This is a genomic window from Streptomyces sp. GbtcB6 (assembly GCF_019091475.1).
In the GTDB taxonomy this organism is placed as follows: domain Bacteria; phylum Actinomycetota; class Actinomycetes; order Streptomycetales; family Streptomycetaceae; genus Streptomyces; species Streptomyces hyaluromycini.
Map to the genome: position 1 here is coordinate 1 of NZ_JAGXJL010000010.1, position 20,230 is coordinate 20,230.

Genomic DNA, 20,230 nt, shown 5'->3' on the forward strand with positions numbered 1-20,230 from the left:
GGCGTAGCCGCCGTGCACCAGCACGATGGTGGGCTTCACCTTCGGATTCTCCTCCCCGGTACTGACCGGGGCCGTCGCCGCGCCGGCCGTTCCTTCTGCGCCGACGGCCAGCGCCGCCGACCCGGCCAGCGCCGCTCCGGCGGCCAGTACCCGACGGCGGGAAACCTCGCTACTCATGGGACTCCTCATGCATGGGGCTTGGGGGAACGGGACTGACGGAGAGCTCGCCGCCGAGCTGCTGCACAAGGGCGGCCGGCTCAACCCCGCACGGCCGAAACTGATCGGTGTGGCCTGCGATGGACCCTATGAAGAGCACTTTTGCGGTGACATCCGTCATGTGACCTGGATTCCGGGGCCGGCGGCCCGCAGCCGACCCGGTGCTCTGCGAATGCGCGGTCGTTCAGCCGGAGCTGGGCGAAGAGTCGCCGTCCTCGGCGCCATGCGGGCCGTCGTCGTCCGCTTCCTGGTAGGAGTAGCGCTGTGCCTTCCAGGGGTCGGCGAGGTTGTGGTAGCCGCGCTCTTCCCAGAAGCCGCGCCGGTCGGCGGTCATGTACTCGATGCCGCGCAGCCACTTGGGGCCCTTGTGGCCGAAGAGGTGGGGGACGACCAGGCGCAGCGGGAAGCCGTGTTCGGCGGTGAGGGGCTCGCCGTCGTGGTGGGTGGCCATCAGGGTGTGCGGCGAGGTGAAGTCGGCGAGGCGGAGGTTGGCGGAGTAGCCGTACTCCGCCCAGCCCATGATGTGGGTGACCCCGGGCGCCGGCGGGACCAGGTCCAGCACGGTGGCGGCGGGGATGCCGTACCACTCGTGTCCGGTGGAGGTGGGGCCGCTCGCGCAGTGCAGGTCGGCGACGACAGTTGTGCGGGGGAGGCCGGCGAGGTCGTCGAAGGTCCACTCGTGGGTGTCGCCGGAGGCGGTGGCGCCGAAGACGCGCAGGTTCCAGCGCTCGGGGCGGAAGCGGGGGACGGGGCCGTAGTGCGAGACGGGCCAGCCGTGCACAAGGCGTTGTCCGGGAGGGATGCGGCCGGAGACCCCGGCCCCGGAGGACGGCACGTCGGCCACGGTCGGCACCCTCTTCTCCTCGTCGCGTCCTGTCGGCCTGCCTTCCCGTGCAGCGTAAGCGCTCACTTCTCGTGATGCCCTGGCCGGGTGCGTCACGGTGAGTCGTGAGCCCGAGGGGACAGTGCGCGGCTCCCCGCACGGCGACCCGCAGGTAGGGGGGTGAGGAATCCCGTTGCCGCGGACGATCTGGCTGGTTAGCTTCGGCGTCATGGCGGATGACGAACCCACGCGCGCGGCGCGACTGCTGGATGCCCAGGCGAAGGCCGAGCGGCTCTTCGCGGAGATCGAGGCGCGCGGGCTGGTCGCGCCGGGCGAGGGGGAGCGGGCGGTCAGCGACCGCGTCCGTGACCTGGCGAACGAACTGTTCGGCACGACCCGGCACTGGCACAAGCGGATCGTGCGTTCGGGACCGAACACGCTCAAGCCGTACAAGGAGAACCCGCCGGACCGGGTGATCGGCGCGGACGACATCGTGTTCGCCGACTTCGGGCCGATCTTCGAGGAGTACGAGGCCGACTTCGGCCGGACCTTCGTCCTCGGCGACGATCCGGTCAAGCACCGGCTCCGCGCCGACCTGGGGGAGATCTTCGCCGCGGGGCGCCACTTCTTCGAGGCCGCCCCCGACATCACCGGGAAGCAGCTGTACGCGGAGGTGGAGCGGCTGGCCGCCGAGGCCGGCTGGGAACTGGGCGGCTGGCACGCCGGTCACCTCGTCGGCGAGTTCCCGCACGAGACCATCGACGGCGCCCACACGGAGTCGTACATCGCCCCCGCCAACGACACCCCACTGCGCCGCACCGACAAGGCCGGACGCACCTGCCACTGGATCCTGGAGATCCATCTCGTCGACCGGCAGCGGGAGTTCGGCGGCTTCTACGAGGAACTGCTCACCCTCTGACCGGGAAGCAGCCCGCGGTTGGCTCAAGTCGCCCCTGGAACAAGGCAGATGGGAAGCCCGAGTACGATCATCGCGAACTCGCTCTCTCCTACCTTTCGCCGGCGCGATGGAGTTGCCATGACGACCGCCCCACAGCCGTCTCCGTCGATCGACACCAGCAGGGCTCATCCCGCGCGGGTCTACGACTGGCTGCTCGGCGGCAAGGACAACTACCCGGTCGACGAGGCGGTCGGTGAGAAGCTGCCGCCCGAGGCACGGGACGCCGCCCGGCAGAACCGTCAGTTCATGCACCGGGCGGCCGCGTGGCTCGCCAAGGAGGGCATCGACCAGTTCCTGGACATCGGCACCGGAATCCCCACCGAGCCGAACCTGCACCAAATCGTGCAGAACGTCGTGCCGTCGGCCAAGGTCGTCTACACCGACAACGACCCGATCGTCCTCCGGCACGCCGAGGCGCTGCTGATCAGCCGCCCGGAGGGGGCCACCGACTACATCCAGGCCGATGTGCGCGACCCGGAGGCGATCGTCCGGCATGCCCGGCACGTCCTGGACTTCGACCGCCCCGTAGCGCTGTCGCTCATCGCGCTGATGCACTTCATCAGCGACGAGCAGGGCGCCCACGGCATAGTCCGTGCCCTGGTCGACACGCTGCCCTCGGGCAGCTACCTGATCCTGTCGCACGCCGCGTCCGACCTGTTTCCGGACCTCGTCGAACAGGTCGTCGCCCAGTACGCCAAGGGCGGCATCCGGCTCGCCTTCCGCACCCGCCCGGAGGTGGAGCGCTTCTTCGACGGCCTGGACCTCGTGCCGCCCGGCCTGGTGACGGCGACGGAGTGGTTCGCCACCACCCCGGCCCCGGAACCGGAGGGCAGCGGCATCTACTCGGGAGTGGCCCGCATCCGCTGACCCCCCCAGCCGCCTCATCCCCTGGAGTCCGCCGGGGTCACGGCCGAGGACCGGGGGCCCGGCAAGGGCGTCAAGCGGGCTCTGCCGGCGCGGGGACCTTCCGCACGGGGATGAACCGCCCGGCGTCCTGGACGTAGCGACGGACGGTGAAGGTGGTGTAGGCCAGGCCGACGAACCAGCCGATGGGCACTGCCCGGATGAGACCGTCCAGCCCCAGCGGGACTTTCAGCAGGGACGCCGTGGGTACCCGGAACACCAGGAACGACAGCATCGTGCACACCAGCGGGAAGACGGTCCGCCCGATGCCGTGCCGCACCAGGATCACCAGCAGGGACTCGGCCACGGTCGCCCAGGGCGCCGATTCCGAACATGCCCACGAACCCCGGGGAAAGAGTGCGCAGACAGGTCACGCTGCCGTGCGCCACGGTGCCGTGGATCCCCGTCGTGTCCAGGAAGAAGTCGGTGCTGGTGAGGACCAGCGCGATGCACAGTGCGGCCCAGACGACGGCGAAGGCCGCCAGGCCGATGACGGCGTCCTGCTGCCGCTCGGCCCCGCCGGATCCGGTCATCCTCGCGAACCGGAAGGCGAAACCGCTGACCAGGCCGAGGAAGACGGCGTTGACCAGATAGAAGATCGGCTGGGCGGCACCGACCGCGGCCAGCCCGCCGATGCCGACGTAGTGGCCGACGATGATGCTGTCGGCCAACAGGTAGGACTGCTGTACGTAGTTGGCGACCGACATCGGGAGGCTGAACCCGAGTAGCGATCGCAGCTCGGGGCGGCGCTTCGTCGGCGAACGTATGGCGGCCACGTGGCATTTGTTTCGAGCGTGCTGCCGCGGATGACGGAAAATGTCGATAACTGGCCGGTTCCGCTCGTTGAATGCATGGCACACTCACCCCCGCGGTGCCGTGAACCGGCGCCTGCTCAGGGTTTCGGCGCCCCCTCGGCGTCAGCCGAGTCGGAAGAGGTGGCTGCGTGCCAGGTCCCATCCAGTCCGTGTCCCGAGCCGCAGCCGTACTGCGGCTTCTCGCCACGGGGCAGTGCCAGTTCGGCCTCTCCGACACCGCTGCCGCCCTGGGTCTGCCGAAGGGCACGGTGCACGGAATTCTGCACACGCTCCGGCGAGAGGGCCTCGTCGAGCAGGACCCGGCGTCCGGCAAGTACCGGCTGGGCGCCGAGTCGGTGAGGCTGGGCGGTGCTTACCTCCAGCGCCACGACTTACGTGCCCGCGCGCTCCCCTGGGCCGACGACCTGGCCCGGACCACCGGCGAACAGGTGTTTGTGGGCGTGCCGCACAGGTCGGGCGTACTGATCATCCATCACGTCGTCCGGCCCGGCGAGACGAGGCAGGTGGTGGAGACCGGCACCATGGTGTTCGCCGAGGGAACGGCACTGGGTGCGGTCCTCGCTGCTCCGGCAACCCCGGCCGGCCTTCTGGAGGCCACCCGGGAGCGGGGCTGGGCCTGCGCTCCTGAACCGGCACGGTACGGGGCGGTCTCCCTCGCCGCACCGATCCGCGACATGCGAGATGCCGTCGCCGCGGTGAGCATCACGGGAGCCGCCGACCGCATGTACGACGGCGGCGAGGTACGAGGCTCGCTGGTCTCCGCGGTCAGGAACTGCGCCCGCGCCATATCCCACGATCTGGGCGCCGACCGCCCGGAAGGCGACCGCCCGGAAGGCGACCGCCCGTAAGGCGACCGCCCGTAAGGCGACGGCTCGGCCGGTTCACGCCTGGAACTCGGTGAGGTCGATGGCGTGCACGCGCAGCGGATAGCCGTGCACCGGGTGTGCCGTCTCTCGCTCCAGCGCCATGCCGAGCTTGCGGATGACGTTCTCGGAGGCGTCGTCCCCCGCCCGGCTGATGCTGATGACGCGGTCGAGGCCGCGGTCCTGGAGCGCGAACTCCAGCGTGGCCTGGGCGGCTTCGGATGCGTATCCCTGGCCCCAGAACTGTGAGCCGAGCCGCCAGCTGATCGCCACGGCGGGCAGTACCTCCGGCAGGAACTCGGGCACGGACAGACCCGTGAAGCCGGCGAGCTCACCCGAAGCCAGTAGCTCGACGGCAAAGAGTCCAAAACCCTCCTCGTCCCATTCCTCCTCCCACTGCTCGATGGCTTCCGCCGTGTGGTCCAGGTCGAGCACCGAGCCGTCGTCGATCCAGCGCATGACCTGAGGGTCCGCGTTGATGTCCGCCATGGACACGAGGTCGTCGTCATGCCAGCGACGGAGGAGAAGGCGGGGGGTACGGATCTCGGTCATGGCGCTCATCCTGCCGAAGGCAACGGCCTCATGGGTAATCGGCGCCGCACCCGGAACGTCCGTGGTCGACGTCGGCTGCGGCACCGGACGGCTACCGGGCCGACAAGGTATTCCATGAACTGGCCGAACCCGAGCGGGCGTTGGCCGAGGCCGACCGCCTTGCAGACCCGGGGCGGCGGTGGTTGTCACATGCGTGGGCCGGACGGTGTCTTCATGCCGAACAAGCCCACAGGGACGCGTAAAGGGAGAGACATCATGACGCTGCGCCTGCCGAAGGCCGAGCTTCCCGCCGAGCTCAAGGAGAACATGATCAAGCAGTTGGGCGTCGTGCCCGAGAACGTCGAGGTGCTGTGGCACAGCCCCCGGGTGACCCAGGACAACCTGGAGTTCGGTGCCAAGGCGGGAGCGTGGGACGCGGTGGACCCGAGCCTGAAGTCGTTCGCGCACATGGCCGTCGCGTCGCTGGTCGGATGCAGCTGGTGCCTGGACGTCGGCTATTTCCAGGCGCACAACGAGAACCTGGACCTGGCCAAGGCGAGCCAGGTGCCGCGCTGGCGGGAGGCGGACGTGTTCACGGCGCTGGAGCGCGACGTCATGGGGTACGCCGAGGCGATGACGAACACGCCGCCGACCGTCACCGACGAGCAGTACGCCGCACTCCTGGAGCTGCTCGGAACGCCGGCGATGGTGGAGCTCACCGCGTTCATCGCCTACGTCAACCTGGCCACCAGGGCGAATGTGGCGAACGGGGTCACCTCGCAGGGCTTCTCCGACGCCTGCGAGATACCGCTGGCCAAGCGCCCGGTGACGTCCCGCGTAGGGTCCACGGCATGACTGACGACCCGTTCGTCTCCCACCGCAGCCTGCTGTTCACCGTCGCCTACGAGATGCTCGGCTCCGCGGCCGACGCGGAGGACGTGCTCCAGGAGACCTGGCTGCGGCGGGCCGACGTCGACCGGTCAGAGGTCCGCGACCCGCGGGCGTACCTCGTCCGGGCCGTCACCCGGCAGGCACTCAACCGCATACGCACCCTCTCACGCCGTCGCGAGGACTATGTGGGCGAGTGGCTGCCGGAACCCCTGCTGACCCACCCCGACGTCGCCGACGATGTCGAACTCGCGGAAAGCGTCTCCATCGCCGTGCTGACCGTCCTGGAAACGCTCGGACCGGTGGAACGCGCGGTGTTCGTGCTCCGTGAGGTCTTCGACATGCCGCATGACGAGGTGGCCGAGGCGGTGGGCAAGACCCCCGCCGCGGTTCGGCAGATCGCCCGGCGGGCCCGGAACCACGTCGCAGCCCGTCAACCACGCGTCAACGTGAGCCCGATGGAGCACAAGGCGGTGATGGACCGGTTCCTCGCCGCGCTGCACACCGGTCGCGTCCAGGACCTTATGGAGATCATGGCGCCGGATGTGACCCTCGTCGCCGACGGAGGCGGGCTCACGGCCGCCGCACTGGCTCCCGTCCACGGGGCCGAGCTCGTGGCAACGATGCTCGCCCGCACGGAACGGCGCGAGTCCGACACCATGCTGGTGTGGCTCAACGGCGCCCCCGCGATCCGGATCCAGTCCGACAGCGGACCGGCCGCGGTCAGCCTCCTGATCGAGAACGGGCGCATCACCCGGATCTACGCGACATCCAACCCGCAGAAGCTGACACGAATCGACAAGCTGACCGATCTCACCAGGTAGCACACGGGCAGGTGTTCCGGGCCTGACGCACCCGGAACACCGCCCACCGCAGCACCAGTTGAGGATCAGAACAGGAACCCGGGCCGACACGGGTCCTGCCGCTCAGCTGCCCTCACCGCTGGATGCGCCCTCGCGGCCGGGAGCACCTCGACGCTCCTGTGGCGAGTCCCGCCAGGAAGTCGCGCTGCACGTCGATCGTGATGAGTGCGGAGGTCGCGAAGTGCGGTGCGGTGTATAGGTCTTGGAGCCCCACTCCTGTCGGCGTCATGATGCGGCCCTATGGGGCGGGACCATGGAGACTGGTGCGAAAAAGCAGCGCGGCCGTCTTGCCGAGCTGCCTAAGGTGCCACGGTGGAAGATCGCGAAGTGTTCGTCGGCGGAGTGAACCAGGTTGTCCGGCGCGGGAATCGCGTCTCACGCCCGGCAGGCCCCTGGACTCCCACGGTGCAGCGGTTCCTGGCGCACCTGGCCGAGGCCGGGTTCACCGGGGCGCCGCGCCCCCACGGGCTGAGCGAGAACGGTGAAGAGGAGATCGTCGACTTTCTGCCCGGAGAGGTCGGGCACGATTTCGCCGCCCCCCAGGTGCGCAGCGACGCGTCACTGATCGCCGTGGCGCGATTGCTGCGAAGCTTCCACGACGCCTCGGCGAGTTTCGCGCAACGGCCGGACGACGTGTGGCAGTTGCCGGCGAGGGAACCCGCGGAAGTCGTCTGTCACGGCGACGCGGCCACGTACAACACCGTGTTCCGGGACCAGCTTCCGGTCGCCTTCATCGACTTCGACACCGCCCATCCCGGACCGCGCGTGTGGGACGTCGCGTACACCGCCTACCGATTCGTACCGCTGTACGCGCCGGACGAGGTCGAGCTCACGCTGCCGGTTCCCGAAGCGCGCCGGCGGCTGACGCTCTTCGCCGACACATACGGCCTGTCCGACAGGGAACGGGCTGCGCTTCCGGCGGTTGCGGCGGTGCGTCTGCGCGCGTTGGTCGAGTGGATGTATGCCGAGGCGGCGGAAGGTCATCCGGCCTTCGCGCGTCACATCACTGAGGGACACGACCGCCGGTACCTGACGGACGCCCAGTGGATCGAGGGCACCTTCGGGCCGGACGCCGGATGCCAGCGACTGTGAAGCTCGCTAGCCGCTCTGTTGCGGGCCTTCGCCCGGCTCCTCCTGGTAGGAGTAGCGCTGTGCCTTCCAGGGGTCGGCGAGGTTGTGGTAGCCGCGTTCCTCCCAGAAGCCGCGCCGGTCGGCGGTCATGTACTCGGTGCCGCGCAGCCACTTGGGGCTCTTGTAGCCGAAGAGTTGCGGGACCACCAGGCGCAGGGGGAAGCCGTGTTCGGCGGTGGGCCAGGGTGACCGCCCCCGACGGTGTCCTGCTGCTCTTCCACCCCTCCGGCCGCGCCGAGCGCGCCGCCCGTCACGGCCGCCTCCTGGACCCGGACGATCCCATGGGCGAGGAGCACCTGCGGCCCGCACTGCGGGCGGCGGGCTGGCGCCTGGACTGTTACGAGGACGCCCCGCACCACTTCATGGCGCGCGCGGTGCGCAGCGACGAACAAGCCTGTCATTGAGTGATGCCGAGAGGAAACGCATGTCTCAGGTCATGGGCGACACGGACTACGGTCTGGTCGGCACCGCCTACAGCCGCGTCCGCCGCACCGACCCGCGTATCGCCGCCCAGGTCCACAAGGCCCTCGGCGACGCCCGTACTGTCGTCAACGTCGGTGCGGGCGCGGGCAGTTACGAACCCCTCGACCGGCACGTGCTGCCCATCGAGCCGTCCCCGGCCATGCGTGCCCAGCGCCCCGCGCACCTGGCACCGGCCATCGACGGTGTCGCCCAGCACCTGCCCTTCGACGACGACTCCGTCGACGCCGCAATGGCGATGGTGACCTTGCACCAGTGGCCCGACCCGGTGGCCGGGCTGCGCGAGATGCGGCGCGTCGCACGCGGGCCCGTGGTCGTGCTGACCTTCGACGGCGACGAGCTGGGCCGGCTGTGGCTGATGGACTACGTTCCCGAACTGCAGGCCACGGAGGCCGCCCGCTTCCCGGCTGTCGCGACCGTGACCGACGCCCTCGGCCCCGGCACCCAGGTGCACCCCGTGCCCATCCCCTTCGACTGCGTGGACGGGTTCACCGAGGCGTACTACGCCCGCCCCGAATCCTTCCTCGACCCCGCCGTACGCCGGGCCCAGTCCGCGTGGAGCTTCCTCGAACCCGGTGTCGAGGAGCGCGCGACGCAGCGGCTCGCGGCCGACCTCGACTCCGGAGCGTGGGACGCGCGGTACGGGCACCTCCGTACGCAGCCGGAGTTTCACGGCGCAGTCCGTCTGATCGTCAGCCCCTGAACCTCACGACCCGGCCGGAGGGCATCTGAACGGCCCGTGCCACAGCGGCAACCCGGAGTGCGGTGCCCGGTAAAACGGCGGCGCCGGAGTGGTCGCCATGACCGTCCTCGCCACCGCAGCCGCGCCCCCCGCCCCCTGCCGTGGGCGGTTGCCCGTGAACGCGCTCACGCGGCCTCGATCCCGTTGCCCGCCCGGCAGGTTCCCCTGGCGCGGGCCGCGGGGCTGACGCTGGCCGCCGTGCTGCGCACCCCGCAGCCGATGCCGGGGTTCGACACGGCCGCCATGGACGGCTACGTGGTCGGTCCCGGGGCCGGGCCCTGGCGGGTGCGCGGCGTGCTGCGCGCGGGCGAAGGCCCCATGCGGGAGGACTGGATCGAGCAGTTCGACCAGCGCGGCAACGAGATCGTCACCGACGTCCTGCGGGACGAACGTACGCCGAGGTGGAGCGGCTGGCCGCCGAGGCGGGCTGGGAACTGGGCGGCTGGCATGCCGGGCACCTGGTCGGCGAGTTCCCGCACGAGACCATCGACGGTGCCGATACGGAGTCGTACATCGCCCCCGCCAAGGACACCCCGCTGCGCCGCACCGACAAGGCCGGACGCACCTGCCACTGGATCCTGGAGATCCATCTCGTCGACCGGCAGCGGGAGTTCGGCGGCTTCTACGAGGAACTGCTCACCCTCTGACATCGCACTGACGTGCCCGTCACCGGCCGGTCTCCACCGATACTTCATCCATGGGGACTGTGGCGGCGTTGTACCGGTATCCGGTGAAGTCGATGCTGGGCGAGGCCGTGATCGCCGTGGCGGTCACGGAAGGCGGATTCTCGGGGGACAGGGGCTACGCCGTTCTGGATGAGACGGGCGCGGTGGGCAGTGCCAAGCACCCGCGCAAGTGGGGGGCGCTGTTGCGCTGTCGCAGCGGCCTGGACGAGTCCGGCACGGTCCGGGTCGTACTGCCGGACGGCACCGCCCTGCCGGTGGAGGATCCCGAACTGGACGCGCAGCTGTCCAAGTTGCTGGGCCGGCCGGTGTTCCTCTCGGCCGCCGTACCGGAGCACAGCAGGCTGGAGCGGGCCGTCCCCGAGTACGAGGGCGGGGTACCGGACTCCGTGCGGGAGACGGCGGCCGTCGATGCCACCGGGGCGAGCATCACGACCGGCGGTGTCGCCCCGGGGACCTTTTTCGACTTCGGCCGGGTCCATCTCGTCACCACGGCGTCCCTGGCCCGGATGCGCGGGGTGTATCCCGCCGGGGACTTCGACGCTCGCCGCTTCCGGCCGAACCTCGTCGTGGACACCGATGGCGGGCCCGGTTTCCCTGAGGATGCCTGGCTGGGATCACGACTGCGCGTGGGGGAGGCGCTGTTCAGGGTCCTGGTGCCCACTCCCCGCTGTGTGGTTCCCACGCTCGGCCATGACGAATTGCCGGCCGATCCCGGCATCATGCGAGCGGTTGCCCGCGATCACCGCGTACCCGTGTTCGACCTGGGCCGGCTCTCGTGCCTCGGCGTGTACCTGGAGGTGCTGGAAGCGGGGGCGGTCCGGGTGGGCGACGCGATCACACTGGACGCGGCCGCGTGACCCTCTGCCCGACGACTCCCGGTCACGTCGGCGACTGCGCGCCCGCCATTCATGGCGTCAGCTGAGGCGCCCGATCTGGATGGCCAGGGCGCCAAGAGCTTCCTTTTCCGGTGGGTAGATGGCCCGGATGTTGGAGAGTTGCTCGTCGCGGGTGGCGGTGGGGTTGACGTCGGCGGGGCCTTCGCCGTCGAGGAGGGCCTCGAAGTCGGGGTATTCGGTGACCCGTTCCACCCTGACCTCGCAGGTCTCGTCGGTGCCTTTGATGCGGAAGCGGATGATGTCGCCGGGGGCGAGATCGGCGAGGTGGGGGTATTTGACCCGTACTTCGATGGTCTTGGTGCCCGCGGCGACCAGCTCGAAGTATTGGCGGTAGAGGCTGAGTTCGCGGTGGCGCGGGGTGGTGCTGCTCATGGGGCGGAGAGGCTCCTGGGTGCTGGTGCGGTGATCAGGCGGCCGATCTCGGCGGCGGAGTACGAACGGAAGAAGTGCTCGGGGCAGGACAGCAGTTTCTCCGTCATGGCCACCAGGTGGCCGGCGTACTCGGTGACGGATCCGGGCCATTTTCGGGTGTCGAGCATCCAAGCGGTGGCGCCCGCGGGCAGAACAGACGGGCGGGGAGCTGGGTGCGAGGGGGAAGACGACGGCGCCCCACCCGCCGCCCGGGGCACATCAGGGCCCCCAGCGAAACCAATGTGCCCTCAATGTGCCCTGGCCGCCTGACGGCCCCTTTCCGGCACCAAAAGGGCGAGGCCCGAAGACCCCGCCCGCTACCAGCAAAACCCCAGGTCAGGGCCATACCAGGCAATAAGGCTGATGCCCCGCCTCATGCAGCCGGTGGCTGAAGTCCTGCCACTCGTGCAGCAGCTGGTACACGTTGAACGCGTCCCTCGGGCCGCCCCGGTCCGGGACCGTCGACCAGATGAAGGCCGCCGCGCCGACCGCTTCCTCGCCGATGCCGCGCAGGGGGTCGACCACCGTCATGGGGAGCTTGACCACCGCGTAGTCCGGGTGCAGGACGACCAGCTCCAGTGGCGGCACCTTGTGCAGAGGCACGCCTTCGATGCCCGTCAGCACCATCGCGGCCATCGTCTCCGGCTTGATCTTGGTGAACATGCCGTTCATGCCGAGCTCGTCGCCGCCGAGTTCCTCGGGGCGCATCGAGATCGGGACACGGGCCGCGGTCGCGCCGTCCGGTGCGCCGAAGTATTTGTACGTCACCCCCACCCGACCACCATTCCTGCTCCCGGTCTGAAGACGGTCGATCCGCCGATCGCTCCGCTGGTCCCGATCCCTCTGATCGCGGTCCCGCTGATCGATACGTCGGTCGCGCCGCTCCGACTCACTCGGTACGCCCTGTTCCTGACGTGCTGCCTCGGCCGATTCCTCCGCGTCGCGCCGGTGCCTTCCCCGATGGGCACGTCGAGGACCCAGGTCATCGGTCCCCTCGCCCAGTCCGCCACCGCGATGCATATCTCCACCCGACTGCTTTTCTAGGACGCGTGGCCCCCGCCGCGCAACCCGATCATCGTGTCAGTGACCTCCCCCACGGCCGCCCGCCGAAACGTGCGTCGAAACATCAGTCCGCAGGATCTTTACAGCCTCCGGCCGCCTGCGTGCCGGATGAGCTGGGTGTATCGGGTCACAGTCTCGCAGATGCCCCGGGCGCTGTGCGGGGACCGCCGTCCTCCGCTGCGAGGAGACCGCGCTCCTCGGCCTACCCTGAGGAGGTCACCAAGCATCCGGAGTCCGAGAAGTCGGAGAAGCCGCACGTCATGAGTGCCCAGAGCGAAACGCCCTATCCCTACGACGCGCCCGTCTCACAGGCGCTCTTCGACCGCGCCTCCGTCGTCACGCCCGGCGGCGTGAACTCCCCGGTGCGCGCCTTCCGCGCAGTCGGCGGCACCCCCCGTTTCATGGTCTCCGGCAAGGGGCCCTACCTGACGGACGCCGACGGGCGCGAGTATGTCGATCTTGTGTGCTCCTGGGGGCCGATGATCCTCGGGCACTCCCACCCCGAGGTCATCGCCGCCGTCCAGGAGGCCGTCTCCCGCGGTACCTCCTTCGGTACGCCCGGTGAGGGCGAGGTCGCCCTCGCGGAGGAGATGGTCGCCCGGATCGAGCCCCTGGAGCAGGTGCGGCTCGTCAGCAGCGGGACGGAGGCGACCATGTCCGCCATCCGGCTCGCCCGCGGGTTCACCCGGCGCACCAAGGTGATCAAGTTCGCCGGCTGCTATCACGGACACGTCGACAGCCTCCTGGCCGCCGCCGGGTCCGGCGTCGCCACCTTCGCGCTGCCGGACACCCCCGGTGTCACCGGTGCGCAGGCCGGCGACACGATCGTGCTGCCGTACAACGATCTCGAAGCCGTGCAGGAGGCCTTCCACCGGCACCCCGGGGAGATCGCCTGTGTGATCACCGAGGCCTCGCCGGGCAACATGGGTGTCGTGCCGCCCGCGCCCGGGTTCAACCAGGGACTGAAGAACGCCTGCCGCGAGAACGGCGCCCTGTACATCTCCGACGAGGTCATGACCGGGTTCCGGACCAGCCGGGCCGGCTGGTTCGGCATCGACGGGGTGGTGCCCGACCTGATGACCTTCGGGAAGGTGATGGGGGGCGGGTTCCCCGCGGCCGCTTTCGGTGGCCGCGAGGACGTCATGGCGCACCTCGCCCCGGCCGGGCCCGTCTACCAGGCCGGCACCCTCTCCGGAAACCCCGTCGCCACCGCCGCCGGCCTCGCCCAGCTGCGGCTGCTCGACGACGCGGCGTACGACAAGATCGACGCCGTCTCCGCGCAGATCCAGGGGCTCGTCAGCGAGGCGCTGAGCAAGGAGGGCGTCGCGCACCAGGTGCAGACCGCCTCCAACATGTTCTCCGTCTTCTTCACCAACCGCCCGGTGCGGAACTACGAGGACGCGCGGGGCCAGGAGTCGTTCCGGTTCACCGCCTTCTTCCACTCCCTCCTCGCCGACGGCGTCTACCTGCCGCCGTCGTCCTTCGAGTCCTGGTTCGTCTCCACGGCCCACGACGAGCGTGCGGTCCAGAAGATCGCCGACGCCCTCCCGGCGGCGGCCCGAGCGGCCGCGGAGGCCACGGCAGCATGAGCGAGCAGAGCGAACAGCAGGACATCACCGTCGTCCATGTGATGCGGCACGGGGAGGTGGCCAACCCGGACGGGGTCCTGTACGGCAGACTCCCCGGCTACCACCTCTCCGAGCTCGGGCGGCAGATGGCCGACCGGGTCGCCGAGCACCTCGCGGCCCGGGACGTCACCCACGTCATCGCCTCCCCGCTGGAGCGCGCGCAGGAGACCGCGACCCCGATCGCCAAGGCGCACGGGCTCGACCTCGGCACCGACGAGCGGCTCATCGAGGCCGAGAACATCTTCCAGGGCAAGACCTTCGGGGTCGGCGACGGGGCGCTGAAGAACCCGGCCAACTGGAAGTACCTCGTCAACCCGTTCCGGCCGTCCTGGGGCGAGCCGTACGTCGACCAGGTCGTGCGGATGCGGGGCGCCCTGGACGCGGCCAAGGACCGGGCGCGGGGGCACGAGGCGGTGCTGGTCAGCCATCAGCTGCCGATCTGGATCCTGCGGTCGTACGTCGAGCGGCGCCGGCTGTGGCACGACCCGCGCAAGCGGCAGTGCACCCTCGCCTCGCTGACGACTTTCACATACGAGGGCGACAGGATCGTTTCCGTCGGCTACTCCGAGCCCGCCATCGATCTGGTCCCGGCCCATCTGCGCGCCGGCGCCAAGCCGGTGAAGGGGAAGGACAAGGCCTTCGGCGCGTGAGTCTGAGCGGGCCTGCGTCATGCTGCGTAAGTCATAAGTGACGCAGGCCACTTGGATGGACCGTCGTCACATTCGTTGTGAAGTATCACAGAGGCGGCGGAACCCGCCCCTTCGTCACGCCCTCTGAGTGGGTGACCACCAGAGGACGTGACGAATCGGGGAACCATGCGGACCTTCACCCGAAGGGGAATACTCGGCCTCGGCGCGGGCGCCACGGCCGGACTCGGCCTCGCCGGCTGCGGCTCTCTCACGGCATCGGACGGAACAACCCGGGCCGGCGGTTCCACCAAGGAGCCGTCGAAGCCGTCGAAGACGCCGGACGCCCGCCCTCTCGGCGACGGCTCCACCTCCAGCACCGGCAAGCAGCCCCACCAGCCCGCCGCCCCCGAGCCGCTGGAGCCGGGCCAGACCCCGCCGCAGTTCGTGATCTTCTCCTGGGACGGCGCCGGCGAGGTCGGCACCGGCCTCTTCCCGCGCTTCCTCGACCTGGCCAGGGAGCACGGCGCGGCCATGACCTTCTTCCTCTCGGGGCTGTACCTGCTCCCCGAGTCGAAGAAGCGGCTCTACGACCCCCCGAACAACCCCCGCGGCGCCTCCGACATCGGCTACCTCACCGACGAGCACATCAGGGCGACCCTCACCAACGTCCGCCGGGCCTGGCTCGAAGGGCACGAGATAGGCACCCACTTCAACGGCCACTTCTGCGGCGGCTACGGCACCGTCGGCAACTGGACGCCCCAGCAGTGGCGCAGCGAGATAGACCAGGCCAAGGCGTTCGTGAAGGAGTGGCGGACCAACACCGGCTGGACCGACCTGCCCCCGCTCCCCTTCGACTACGACAAGGAGCTGGTCGGCGGCCGTACCCCCTGCCTCCTCGGCCAGAACAACCTGCTGCCCACCGCCCGCGAGCTCGGCTGGCGCTACGACGCCTCCTCGCCCGGCGGCCGCCAGGTCTGGCCGGCGAAGAAGCTGGGCGTGTGGGACCTGCCGCTGCAGCAGATACCGTTCCCGGGCCACTCCTTCGAGGTCCTCTCCATGGACTACAACATGCTCGCCAACCAGTCGGTCAACTCGACCAAGGCCCCGGCCTACAACTACCCGGGCTGGCGGACCCAGTCGGCCCAGGCGTACATATCCGGATTCGAGCGGGCGTACACGACGAACCGGGCGCCGTTCTTCATAGGCAACCACTTCGAGCAGTGGAACGGCGGTATCTACATGGACGCCGTCGAGCAGGCCTTCAAGCACATCGCCCGGGAGAAGGAGAAGGGCGCCGACGTCCGGATGGTCTCCTTCCGGCAGTTCGCGGACTGGATGGACGTACAGCGGCCGGAGGTGCTGGCCAAGCTGCGCACCCTGGACGTGGGACAGCGGCCCGCCGCCGGCTGGCGGACCTTCCTCAAGCAGGGAGCAGCCGCCTGAGGCGTCCGTGAGGGGGGTGCGCAAGATCCTCAGAACGGGCATGCGAAACTTTTCACATGAGTACCCGTAGCCGCGCCCTCCTGCTCGGCGCCATGGCCGCCACGGCGGCCCTGACCCTGTCCGCGTGCGGCAACGGCGGCACCTCCGGCGGAGGCGGCAACACCAACTTCGTCACCGGCAAGGACGGCATCGACACGGTTGCGGAGGGCCACCGCGCGGCGGCCCCCGACCTGTCCGGGAAGACCATCGACGGCAAGACCCTGGACGTCGCGGACTACAAGGGCAAGGTCGTCGTCATCAACGTCTGGGGCTCCTGGTGCAGCCCCTGCCGGGCCGAGGCGCCCTACTTCGCCTCCGTCTCCAAGGAGTACGCGGGCAAGGGCGTCCAGTTCGTCGGCATCAACACCCGCGACACCAGCACCGGTTCCGCGGTCGCCTTCGAGAAGCAGAACGGCATCGACTACCCGAGCCTGTACGACCCGACGGGCAAGCTGATGCTCCGCTTCAAGAAGGGCACGCTCAACCCGCAGGCCATCCCCTCCACCCTGGTACTCGACCGGCAGGGGAAGGTCGCGGCGCGCTCGCTGGCGGCGCTCAGCGAGGAGAACCTGCTGAAGATGCTCAAGCCCGTCGTCGCGGAGAAGTGACGTGAGCGCACTCCTCACGGTCGCGGCCGTGACAGACGGACCGAACACGACCGTCATGAACGGCGCGCTGCTGCTCGCGCTGCCGATCGCGCTGCTCGGCGGGCTCGTCTCCTTCTTCTCCCCGTGCGTGCTGCCCCTCGTACCCGGCTACCTCTCGTATGTCACCGGGGTCGCCGGCACCGATCTGGCCGACGCCCGGCGCGGCCGGATGGCCACGGGCGCCGCGCTGTTCGTGCTCGGCTTCACCGCCGTGTTCGTGTCGGGCGGTGCGCTCTTCGGCTACTTCGGCCAGGACCTTCAGGAACAGTCCGGCACTCTCGGCAAGGTGCTCGGGGTCCTGATGATCGCCATGGGTGTGTTCTTCATGGGCCTGATGCCCTGGTTCACCCAGCGCGAGTTCCGCTTCCACAGGCGGCCGGTGGCCGGTCTGATAGGGGCACCGCTGCTCGGCGCGCTGTTCGGCATCGGCTGGACCCCGTGCATCGGCCCGACGCTCTCCGCCGTGCTGAGCCTCTCCGCCCAGCAGGGCAGCGCCGGCCGCGGCGCCATACTGACCGTCGCCTACTGCCTCGGTCTCGGCGTCCCCTTCGTGCTCACCGCGGTCGCCTTCCGCAAGGCGCTCGGTGCCTTCGGCTGGGTCAAGCGCCACTATGTCTGGGTGATGCGCATCGGCGGCACGATGATGATCGTGACCGGTGTGCTGCTGCTGACCGGGGCCTGGGACGGCCTCGTGCAGGAGATGCAGGGCTGGTCCAACGGCTTCACTGTGGGGATCTGACTCAATGAGCAAGACCGAAACCGACAACGCCGAGCAGGACCTCGGAGCCGCCGGCTCCCAGCTCTCCACCGCCCCCGTCGAGCCGCCGGTCGCCCCCGGGCTCGGGGTCGTCGGGTGGGCCCGCTGGTTCTGGCGGCAGCTCACCTCGATGCGGGTCGCGCTGCTGCTGCTCCTGCTGCTGTCGCTGGGCGCGATCCCCGGCTCGCTGATCCCGCAGAGCGGCGCCGACATCAACAAGGTCGCCGAATTCCAGAAGGCCCACAAGACGCTGTCGCCGGTCTACGACAAGCTCGGCCTGTTCCACGTCTACAGCTCGGTGTGGTTCTCGGCGATCTACATCCTGCTGTTCGTCTCCCTCGTCGGCTGCATCATCCCGCGCGCCTGGCAGTTCGTGGGCCAGCTGCGCGGCCGTCCGCCGGGCGCCCCGAAGCGGCTGGACCGGCTCCCCGCGTACACGACCTGGCGGACCACGGCCGAGCCGGAGGAGATCCGTGCGGCGGCCCTCAAGCTGCTGAAGAAGCGGCACTTCCGCGCACACCTCGCCGGGGACGCGGTCGCCGCCGAGAAGGGCTACGTCCGCGAGTTCGGCAACCTGGTCTTCCACATCGCGCTGATCGTGCTGCTGATCGCCTTCGCCTCCGGCCAGATGTACAAGTCGGACGGCACCAAGCTGGTCGTCGAGGGCGACGGGTTCGCCAACTCGATCCTCCAGTACGACGACTTCAAGTCCGGCTCCATGTTCAGCACCGACGACCTGGTGCCGTTCAGCTTCGACCTGAAGAACTTCCACGCCAGCTACCAGACCAGCGGCCCCAGCAAGGGCACCCCGGTCACCTTCACCGCGGACATCGACTACAGCGATGGGGCCTACGGCAAGCCGAAGCGGACCACCATCAAGGTGAACGAGCCGCTGCACATCGACGACGCCAAGGTCTACCTGGTCAGCCACGGCTACGCGCCCGTCATCACGGTCCGCGACAGCAAGGGCAAGGTCGTCTACCACGACGCCGTCCCGCTGCTCCCGCTCGACGCCAACATCAGCTCCCAGGGCGTGGTGAAGGTGATGGACGGCTACCAGAGCGCCCAGGGCGTCAGCGAACAGCTCGGCATCCAGCTGTTCTTCCTGCCGACCTACGCCGGCGGCTCCTCCGTCCTCTCCTCCTTCCCGGCGCTGGACAACCCGGTGCTGAACCTGGCGCCGTACCACGGCGACCTCGGCGTCAACTCGGGCATCCCGCAGAGCGTGTACCAGCTCGACAAGACGCACATGAAGGAGTTCAAGGACTCCAAGGGCAAGCAGTTCCGGGACAACCTGAAGCCCGGCCAGACCATGCAGCTGCCGAACGGCGCCGGCTCCGTGACGTTCGAGAAGGACGTCAAGGAGTGGGCCGGCTTCGAGATCGTCCAGGAGCCCGGCAGCGGCTGGGCGCTGGGCGGTGCCCTCTCCGCGATCTTCGGCCTGGCCGCCTCGCTGTTCATCCAGCGCCGCCGGGTGTGGGTGCGCGCGGTGCCGGGCCCCGACGGCGTCACGGTGGTCGAGATGGCCGGGCTGGGCCGCAGCGAGTCCGCGAAGGTGCCCGAGGAACTGGGCGACCTCGCGGGCATCCTCTACGACCAGGCGTCGGGGGCTCCCGATTCCGACGACGATCCCGACGACGACTCTTCACCCTCCCCCGACCCCGAAGTCGTACCTGCCGAAGGGGCTGAGAAGCGATGACTTCCGCCGCCGCAACGACCCTCGCCGCGACCAACGAGCATCTGGCGAGCATGAGCAACACGCTCGTCTACTCCTCGATGGCCGTCTACACGCTGGCCTTCTTCGCCTACATCTTCGAGTGGCTGCTCGGCAGCCGCAGCCGGGTGGCGCGCACCGCCAACGCGCTCACCAGCAAGGCGGACGCGAAGAAGGCGCCGTCCGTGACGGTCAAGAAGGCCGGCGGCACCGCCGTACTGGAGCGTCCGCAGGTCGTCGTCCGCTCCGCGGCGGGCTCCCGGGACGTGCCGGACGGGCCCGGCGCCCACGGCGGCGACGAGCAGGGCGACCTCTACGGCCGGATCGCGATCTCCCTCACGGTCCTCGCCTTCCTCGTGGAGCTGGCGGGCGTGATCACCCGCGCGGCCTCCGTGCAGCGGGCGCCGTGGGGCAACATGTACGAGTTCAACATCACGTTCTCCACGGTCGCGGTCGCCGTCTACCTGACCCTGCTGGCCCTGAAGAAGAACGTCCGCTGGCTCGGCCTCTTCCTGATCACCACGGTCCTGCTCGACCTCGGCCTCGCGGTCACCGTCCTCTACACGGCGAGCGAGCCGCTGGTCCCGGCCCTGCACTCGTACTGGCTGTACATCCACGTCTCGACGGCGATCTTCTGCGGCGCGGTCTTCTACGTCGGCGCGGTCGCCACGATCCTCTACCTCTTCAAGGACGCGTACGAGAGCAAGCTGGAGAACGGCGGCAAGCCCGGCAACTTCGCCACCTCGGTCCTGGAGCGCCTCCCCGCCTCGGCCTCGCTCGACAAGTTCGCCTACCGCGTCAACGCGGCGGTCTTCCCCCTGTGGACCTTCACGATCATCGCGGGCGCGATCTGGGCGGGCAGCGCCTGGGGCCGCTACTGGAACTGGGACCCCAAGGAGACCTGGTCCTTCATCACCTGGGTCGCCTACGCCTGCTACCTGCACGCCCGCGCCACCGCCGGCTGGAAGGGCCGCAAGGCCGCCTACCTGGCGATGATCGCCTTCGGCTGCTGGCTCTTCAACTACTACGGCGTCAACATCTTCGTGACCGGCAAGCACTCCTACGCGGGCGTCTAGGCCCGCTGTCGGCGAAGGCCGGTTCCCGT

22 protein-coding genes and 4 pseudogenes are annotated in these 20,230 nt (G+C 69.6%); 18 read left to right on the forward strand and 8 right to left on the reverse strand.

What is annotated here, in order from left to right:
* Positions 1-400: 400 nt before the first annotated feature.
* Positions 401-1,069 carry a molybdopterin-dependent oxidoreductase gene (locus KVT45_RS18245; protein WP_217548749.1) on the reverse strand — a complete coding sequence of 223 codons (669 nt, stop codon included), beginning with the start codon at positions 1,067-1,069 and terminating at the stop codon, positions 401-403.
* Between the two features lie 199 nt (positions 1,070-1,268).
* Between KVT45_RS18245 and KVT45_RS18250 the strand changes: the two genes are divergently transcribed.
* Together KVT45_RS18250 and KVT45_RS18255 are read left to right on the forward strand one after the other, a co-directional pair.
* Entirely contained in the window at positions 1,269-1,958 is a 690-nt protein-coding gene (locus KVT45_RS18250) for a M24 family metallopeptidase (protein ID WP_217548751.1), read from the forward strand.
* 117 nt (positions 1,959-2,075) lie between these two features.
* Complete coding sequence (locus KVT45_RS18255) at positions 2,076-2,864, forward strand: SAM-dependent methyltransferase (RefSeq protein ID WP_217548753.1); 789 nt, start codon at positions 2,076-2,078, stop codon at positions 2,862-2,864.
* Positions 2,865-2,934: 70 nt separating this feature from the next.
* On the opposite strand, the gene KVT45_RS56390 is transcribed toward KVT45_RS18255, so the two are convergent.
* Together KVT45_RS56390 and KVT45_RS58440 are read right to left on the reverse strand one after the other, a co-directional pair.
* Positions 2,935-3,207: a hypothetical protein gene (locus KVT45_RS56390; RefSeq protein WP_254646990.1), complete on the reverse strand. Its 273-nt coding sequence runs from the start codon at positions 3,205-3,207 to the stop codon at positions 2,935-2,937.
* Between the two features lie 79 nt (positions 3,208-3,286).
* Positions 3,287-3,607: pseudogene (locus KVT45_RS58440) on the reverse strand (MATE family efflux transporter); the annotation flags it as partial.
* A 236-nt stretch (positions 3,608-3,843) separates the two neighbouring features.
* On the opposite strand from KVT45_RS58440, the gene KVT45_RS18265 reads away from it, so the two are divergent.
* Positions 3,844-4,563: an IclR family transcriptional regulator gene (locus tag KVT45_RS18265; RefSeq protein WP_217548757.1), complete on the forward strand. Its 720-nt coding sequence runs from the start codon at positions 3,844-3,846 to the stop codon at positions 4,561-4,563.
* A 33-nt stretch (positions 4,564-4,596) separates the two neighbouring features.
* Here KVT45_RS18265 and KVT45_RS18270 read toward each other — a convergent pair whose 3' ends face one another.
* Entirely contained in the window at positions 4,597-5,130 is a 534-nt protein-coding gene (locus KVT45_RS18270; RefSeq protein ID WP_217548759.1) for a GNAT family N-acetyltransferase, read from the reverse strand.
* 255 nt (positions 5,131-5,385) lie between these two features.
* Between KVT45_RS18270 and KVT45_RS18275 the strand changes: the two genes are divergently transcribed.
* The 3 genes from KVT45_RS18275 to KVT45_RS18285 all read left to right on the forward strand — a co-directional run bounded on the left by KVT45_RS18275 (position 5,386) and on the right by KVT45_RS18285 (position 7,952).
* Entirely contained in the window at positions 5,386-5,964 is a 579-nt protein-coding gene (locus KVT45_RS18275) for a carboxymuconolactone decarboxylase family protein (protein ID WP_217548761.1), read from the forward strand.
* Positions 5,961-6,821 carry an RNA polymerase sigma factor SigJ gene (sigJ, locus tag KVT45_RS18280; RefSeq protein WP_217548763.1) on the forward strand — a complete coding sequence of 287 codons (861 nt, stop codon included), beginning with the start codon at positions 5,961-5,963 and terminating at the stop codon, positions 6,819-6,821. Before KVT45_RS18275 ends, sigJ begins: the two co-directional genes overlap by 4 nt.
* 444 nt (positions 6,822-7,265) lie before the next feature.
* Positions 7,266-7,952 carry a phosphotransferase enzyme family protein gene (locus tag KVT45_RS18285; RefSeq protein ID WP_217548765.1) on the forward strand — a complete coding sequence of 229 codons (687 nt, stop codon included), beginning with the start codon at positions 7,266-7,268 and terminating at the stop codon, positions 7,950-7,952.
* 6 nt (positions 7,953-7,958) lie between these two features.
* On the opposite strand, the pseudogene KVT45_RS18290 reads toward KVT45_RS18285, so the two are convergent.
* A pseudogene (locus tag KVT45_RS18290) lies at positions 7,959-8,168 on the reverse strand (molybdopterin-dependent oxidoreductase); the annotation flags it as partial.
* 8 nt (positions 8,169-8,176) lie between these two features.
* Between KVT45_RS18290 and KVT45_RS18295 the strand changes: the two are divergent.
* From KVT45_RS18295 to KVT45_RS18315, 5 genes and pseudogenes are all read left to right on the forward strand, one after another.
* On the forward strand, positions 8,177-8,395 hold the full coding sequence (locus KVT45_RS18295) for a hypothetical protein (RefSeq protein ID WP_254647061.1): 219 nt from the start codon (positions 8,177-8,179) through the stop codon (positions 8,393-8,395).
* Positions 8,396-8,415: 20 nt separating this feature from the next.
* Complete coding sequence (locus tag KVT45_RS18300; RefSeq protein ID WP_217548767.1) at positions 8,416-9,174, forward strand: class I SAM-dependent methyltransferase; 759 nt, start codon at positions 8,416-8,418, stop codon at positions 9,172-9,174.
* Positions 9,175-9,231: 57 nt separating this feature from the next.
* Positions 9,232-9,456 (forward strand): annotated as a pseudogene (locus KVT45_RS58110) (molybdopterin molybdenumtransferase MoeA); the annotation flags it as partial.
* A gap of 149 nt (positions 9,457-9,605) precedes the next feature.
* Positions 9,606-9,860 (forward strand): annotated as a pseudogene (locus KVT45_RS18310) (aminopeptidase); the annotation flags it as partial.
* 50 nt (positions 9,861-9,910) lie between these two features.
* Entirely contained in the window at positions 9,911-10,756 is an 846-nt protein-coding gene (locus tag KVT45_RS18315; protein ID WP_217548769.1) for an MOSC domain-containing protein, read from the forward strand.
* A gap of 57 nt (positions 10,757-10,813) precedes the next feature.
* On the opposite strand, the gene KVT45_RS18320 is transcribed toward KVT45_RS18315, so the two are convergent.
* From KVT45_RS18320 to KVT45_RS18330, 3 genes are all read right to left on the reverse strand, one after another.
* Positions 10,814-11,167: an ASCH domain-containing protein gene (locus KVT45_RS18320; protein WP_217548771.1), complete on the reverse strand. Its 354-nt coding sequence runs from the start codon at positions 11,165-11,167 to the stop codon at positions 10,814-10,816.
* On the reverse strand, positions 11,164-11,334 hold the full coding sequence (locus KVT45_RS18325) for a hypothetical protein (protein WP_217549245.1): 171 nt from the start codon (positions 11,332-11,334) through the stop codon (positions 11,164-11,166). The genes KVT45_RS18320 and KVT45_RS18325 overlap by 4 nt, the downstream gene beginning before the upstream one ends.
* Positions 11,335-11,542: 208 nt before the next feature.
* Positions 11,543-12,226 carry a hypothetical protein gene (locus KVT45_RS18330; RefSeq protein ID WP_174855923.1) on the reverse strand — a complete coding sequence of 228 codons (684 nt, stop codon included), beginning with the start codon at positions 12,224-12,226 and terminating at the stop codon, positions 11,543-11,545.
* Positions 12,227-12,528: 302 nt separating this feature from the next.
* Here KVT45_RS18330 and hemL point away from each other — a divergent pair, with 302 nt between their 5' ends.
* The 7 genes from hemL (at position 12,529) to ccsB (ending at position 20,201) form a co-directional block, all read left to right on the forward strand.
* On the forward strand, positions 12,529-13,857 hold the full coding sequence (gene hemL / locus KVT45_RS18335; protein WP_217548773.1) for a glutamate-1-semialdehyde 2,1-aminomutase: 1,329 nt from the start codon (positions 12,529-12,531) through the stop codon (positions 13,855-13,857).
* Positions 13,854-14,546: a histidine phosphatase family protein gene (locus tag KVT45_RS18340; RefSeq protein ID WP_217548776.1), complete on the forward strand. Its 693-nt coding sequence runs from the start codon at positions 13,854-13,856 to the stop codon at positions 14,544-14,546. Before hemL ends, KVT45_RS18340 begins: the two co-directional genes overlap by 4 nt.
* Positions 14,547-14,711: 165 nt before the next feature.
* Entirely contained in the window at positions 14,712-15,968 is a 1,257-nt protein-coding gene (locus KVT45_RS18345; RefSeq protein ID WP_217548778.1) for a hypothetical protein, read from the forward strand.
* 56 nt (positions 15,969-16,024) lie between these two features.
* Positions 16,025-16,615 carry a TlpA disulfide reductase family protein gene (locus tag KVT45_RS18350; protein WP_217548780.1) on the forward strand — a complete coding sequence of 197 codons (591 nt, stop codon included), beginning with the start codon at positions 16,025-16,027 and terminating at the stop codon, positions 16,613-16,615.
* A gap of 1 nt (position 16,616) precedes the next feature.
* Positions 16,617-17,393, forward strand: a complete 777-nt coding sequence (locus tag KVT45_RS18355; protein ID WP_217548782.1) for a cytochrome c biogenesis CcdA family protein — start codon at positions 16,617-16,619, stop codon at positions 17,391-17,393.
* A 4-nt stretch (positions 17,394-17,397) separates the two neighbouring features.
* Complete coding sequence (locus KVT45_RS18360) at positions 17,398-19,110, forward strand: cytochrome c biogenesis protein ResB (RefSeq protein WP_217548784.1); 1,713 nt, start codon at positions 17,398-17,400, stop codon at positions 19,108-19,110.
* Positions 19,107-20,201: a c-type cytochrome biogenesis protein CcsB gene (gene ccsB, locus KVT45_RS18365; protein WP_089099633.1), complete on the forward strand. Its 1,095-nt coding sequence runs from the start codon at positions 19,107-19,109 to the stop codon at positions 20,199-20,201. Before KVT45_RS18360 ends, ccsB begins: the two co-directional genes overlap by 4 nt.
* Positions 20,202-20,230: the final 29 nt, after the last annotated feature.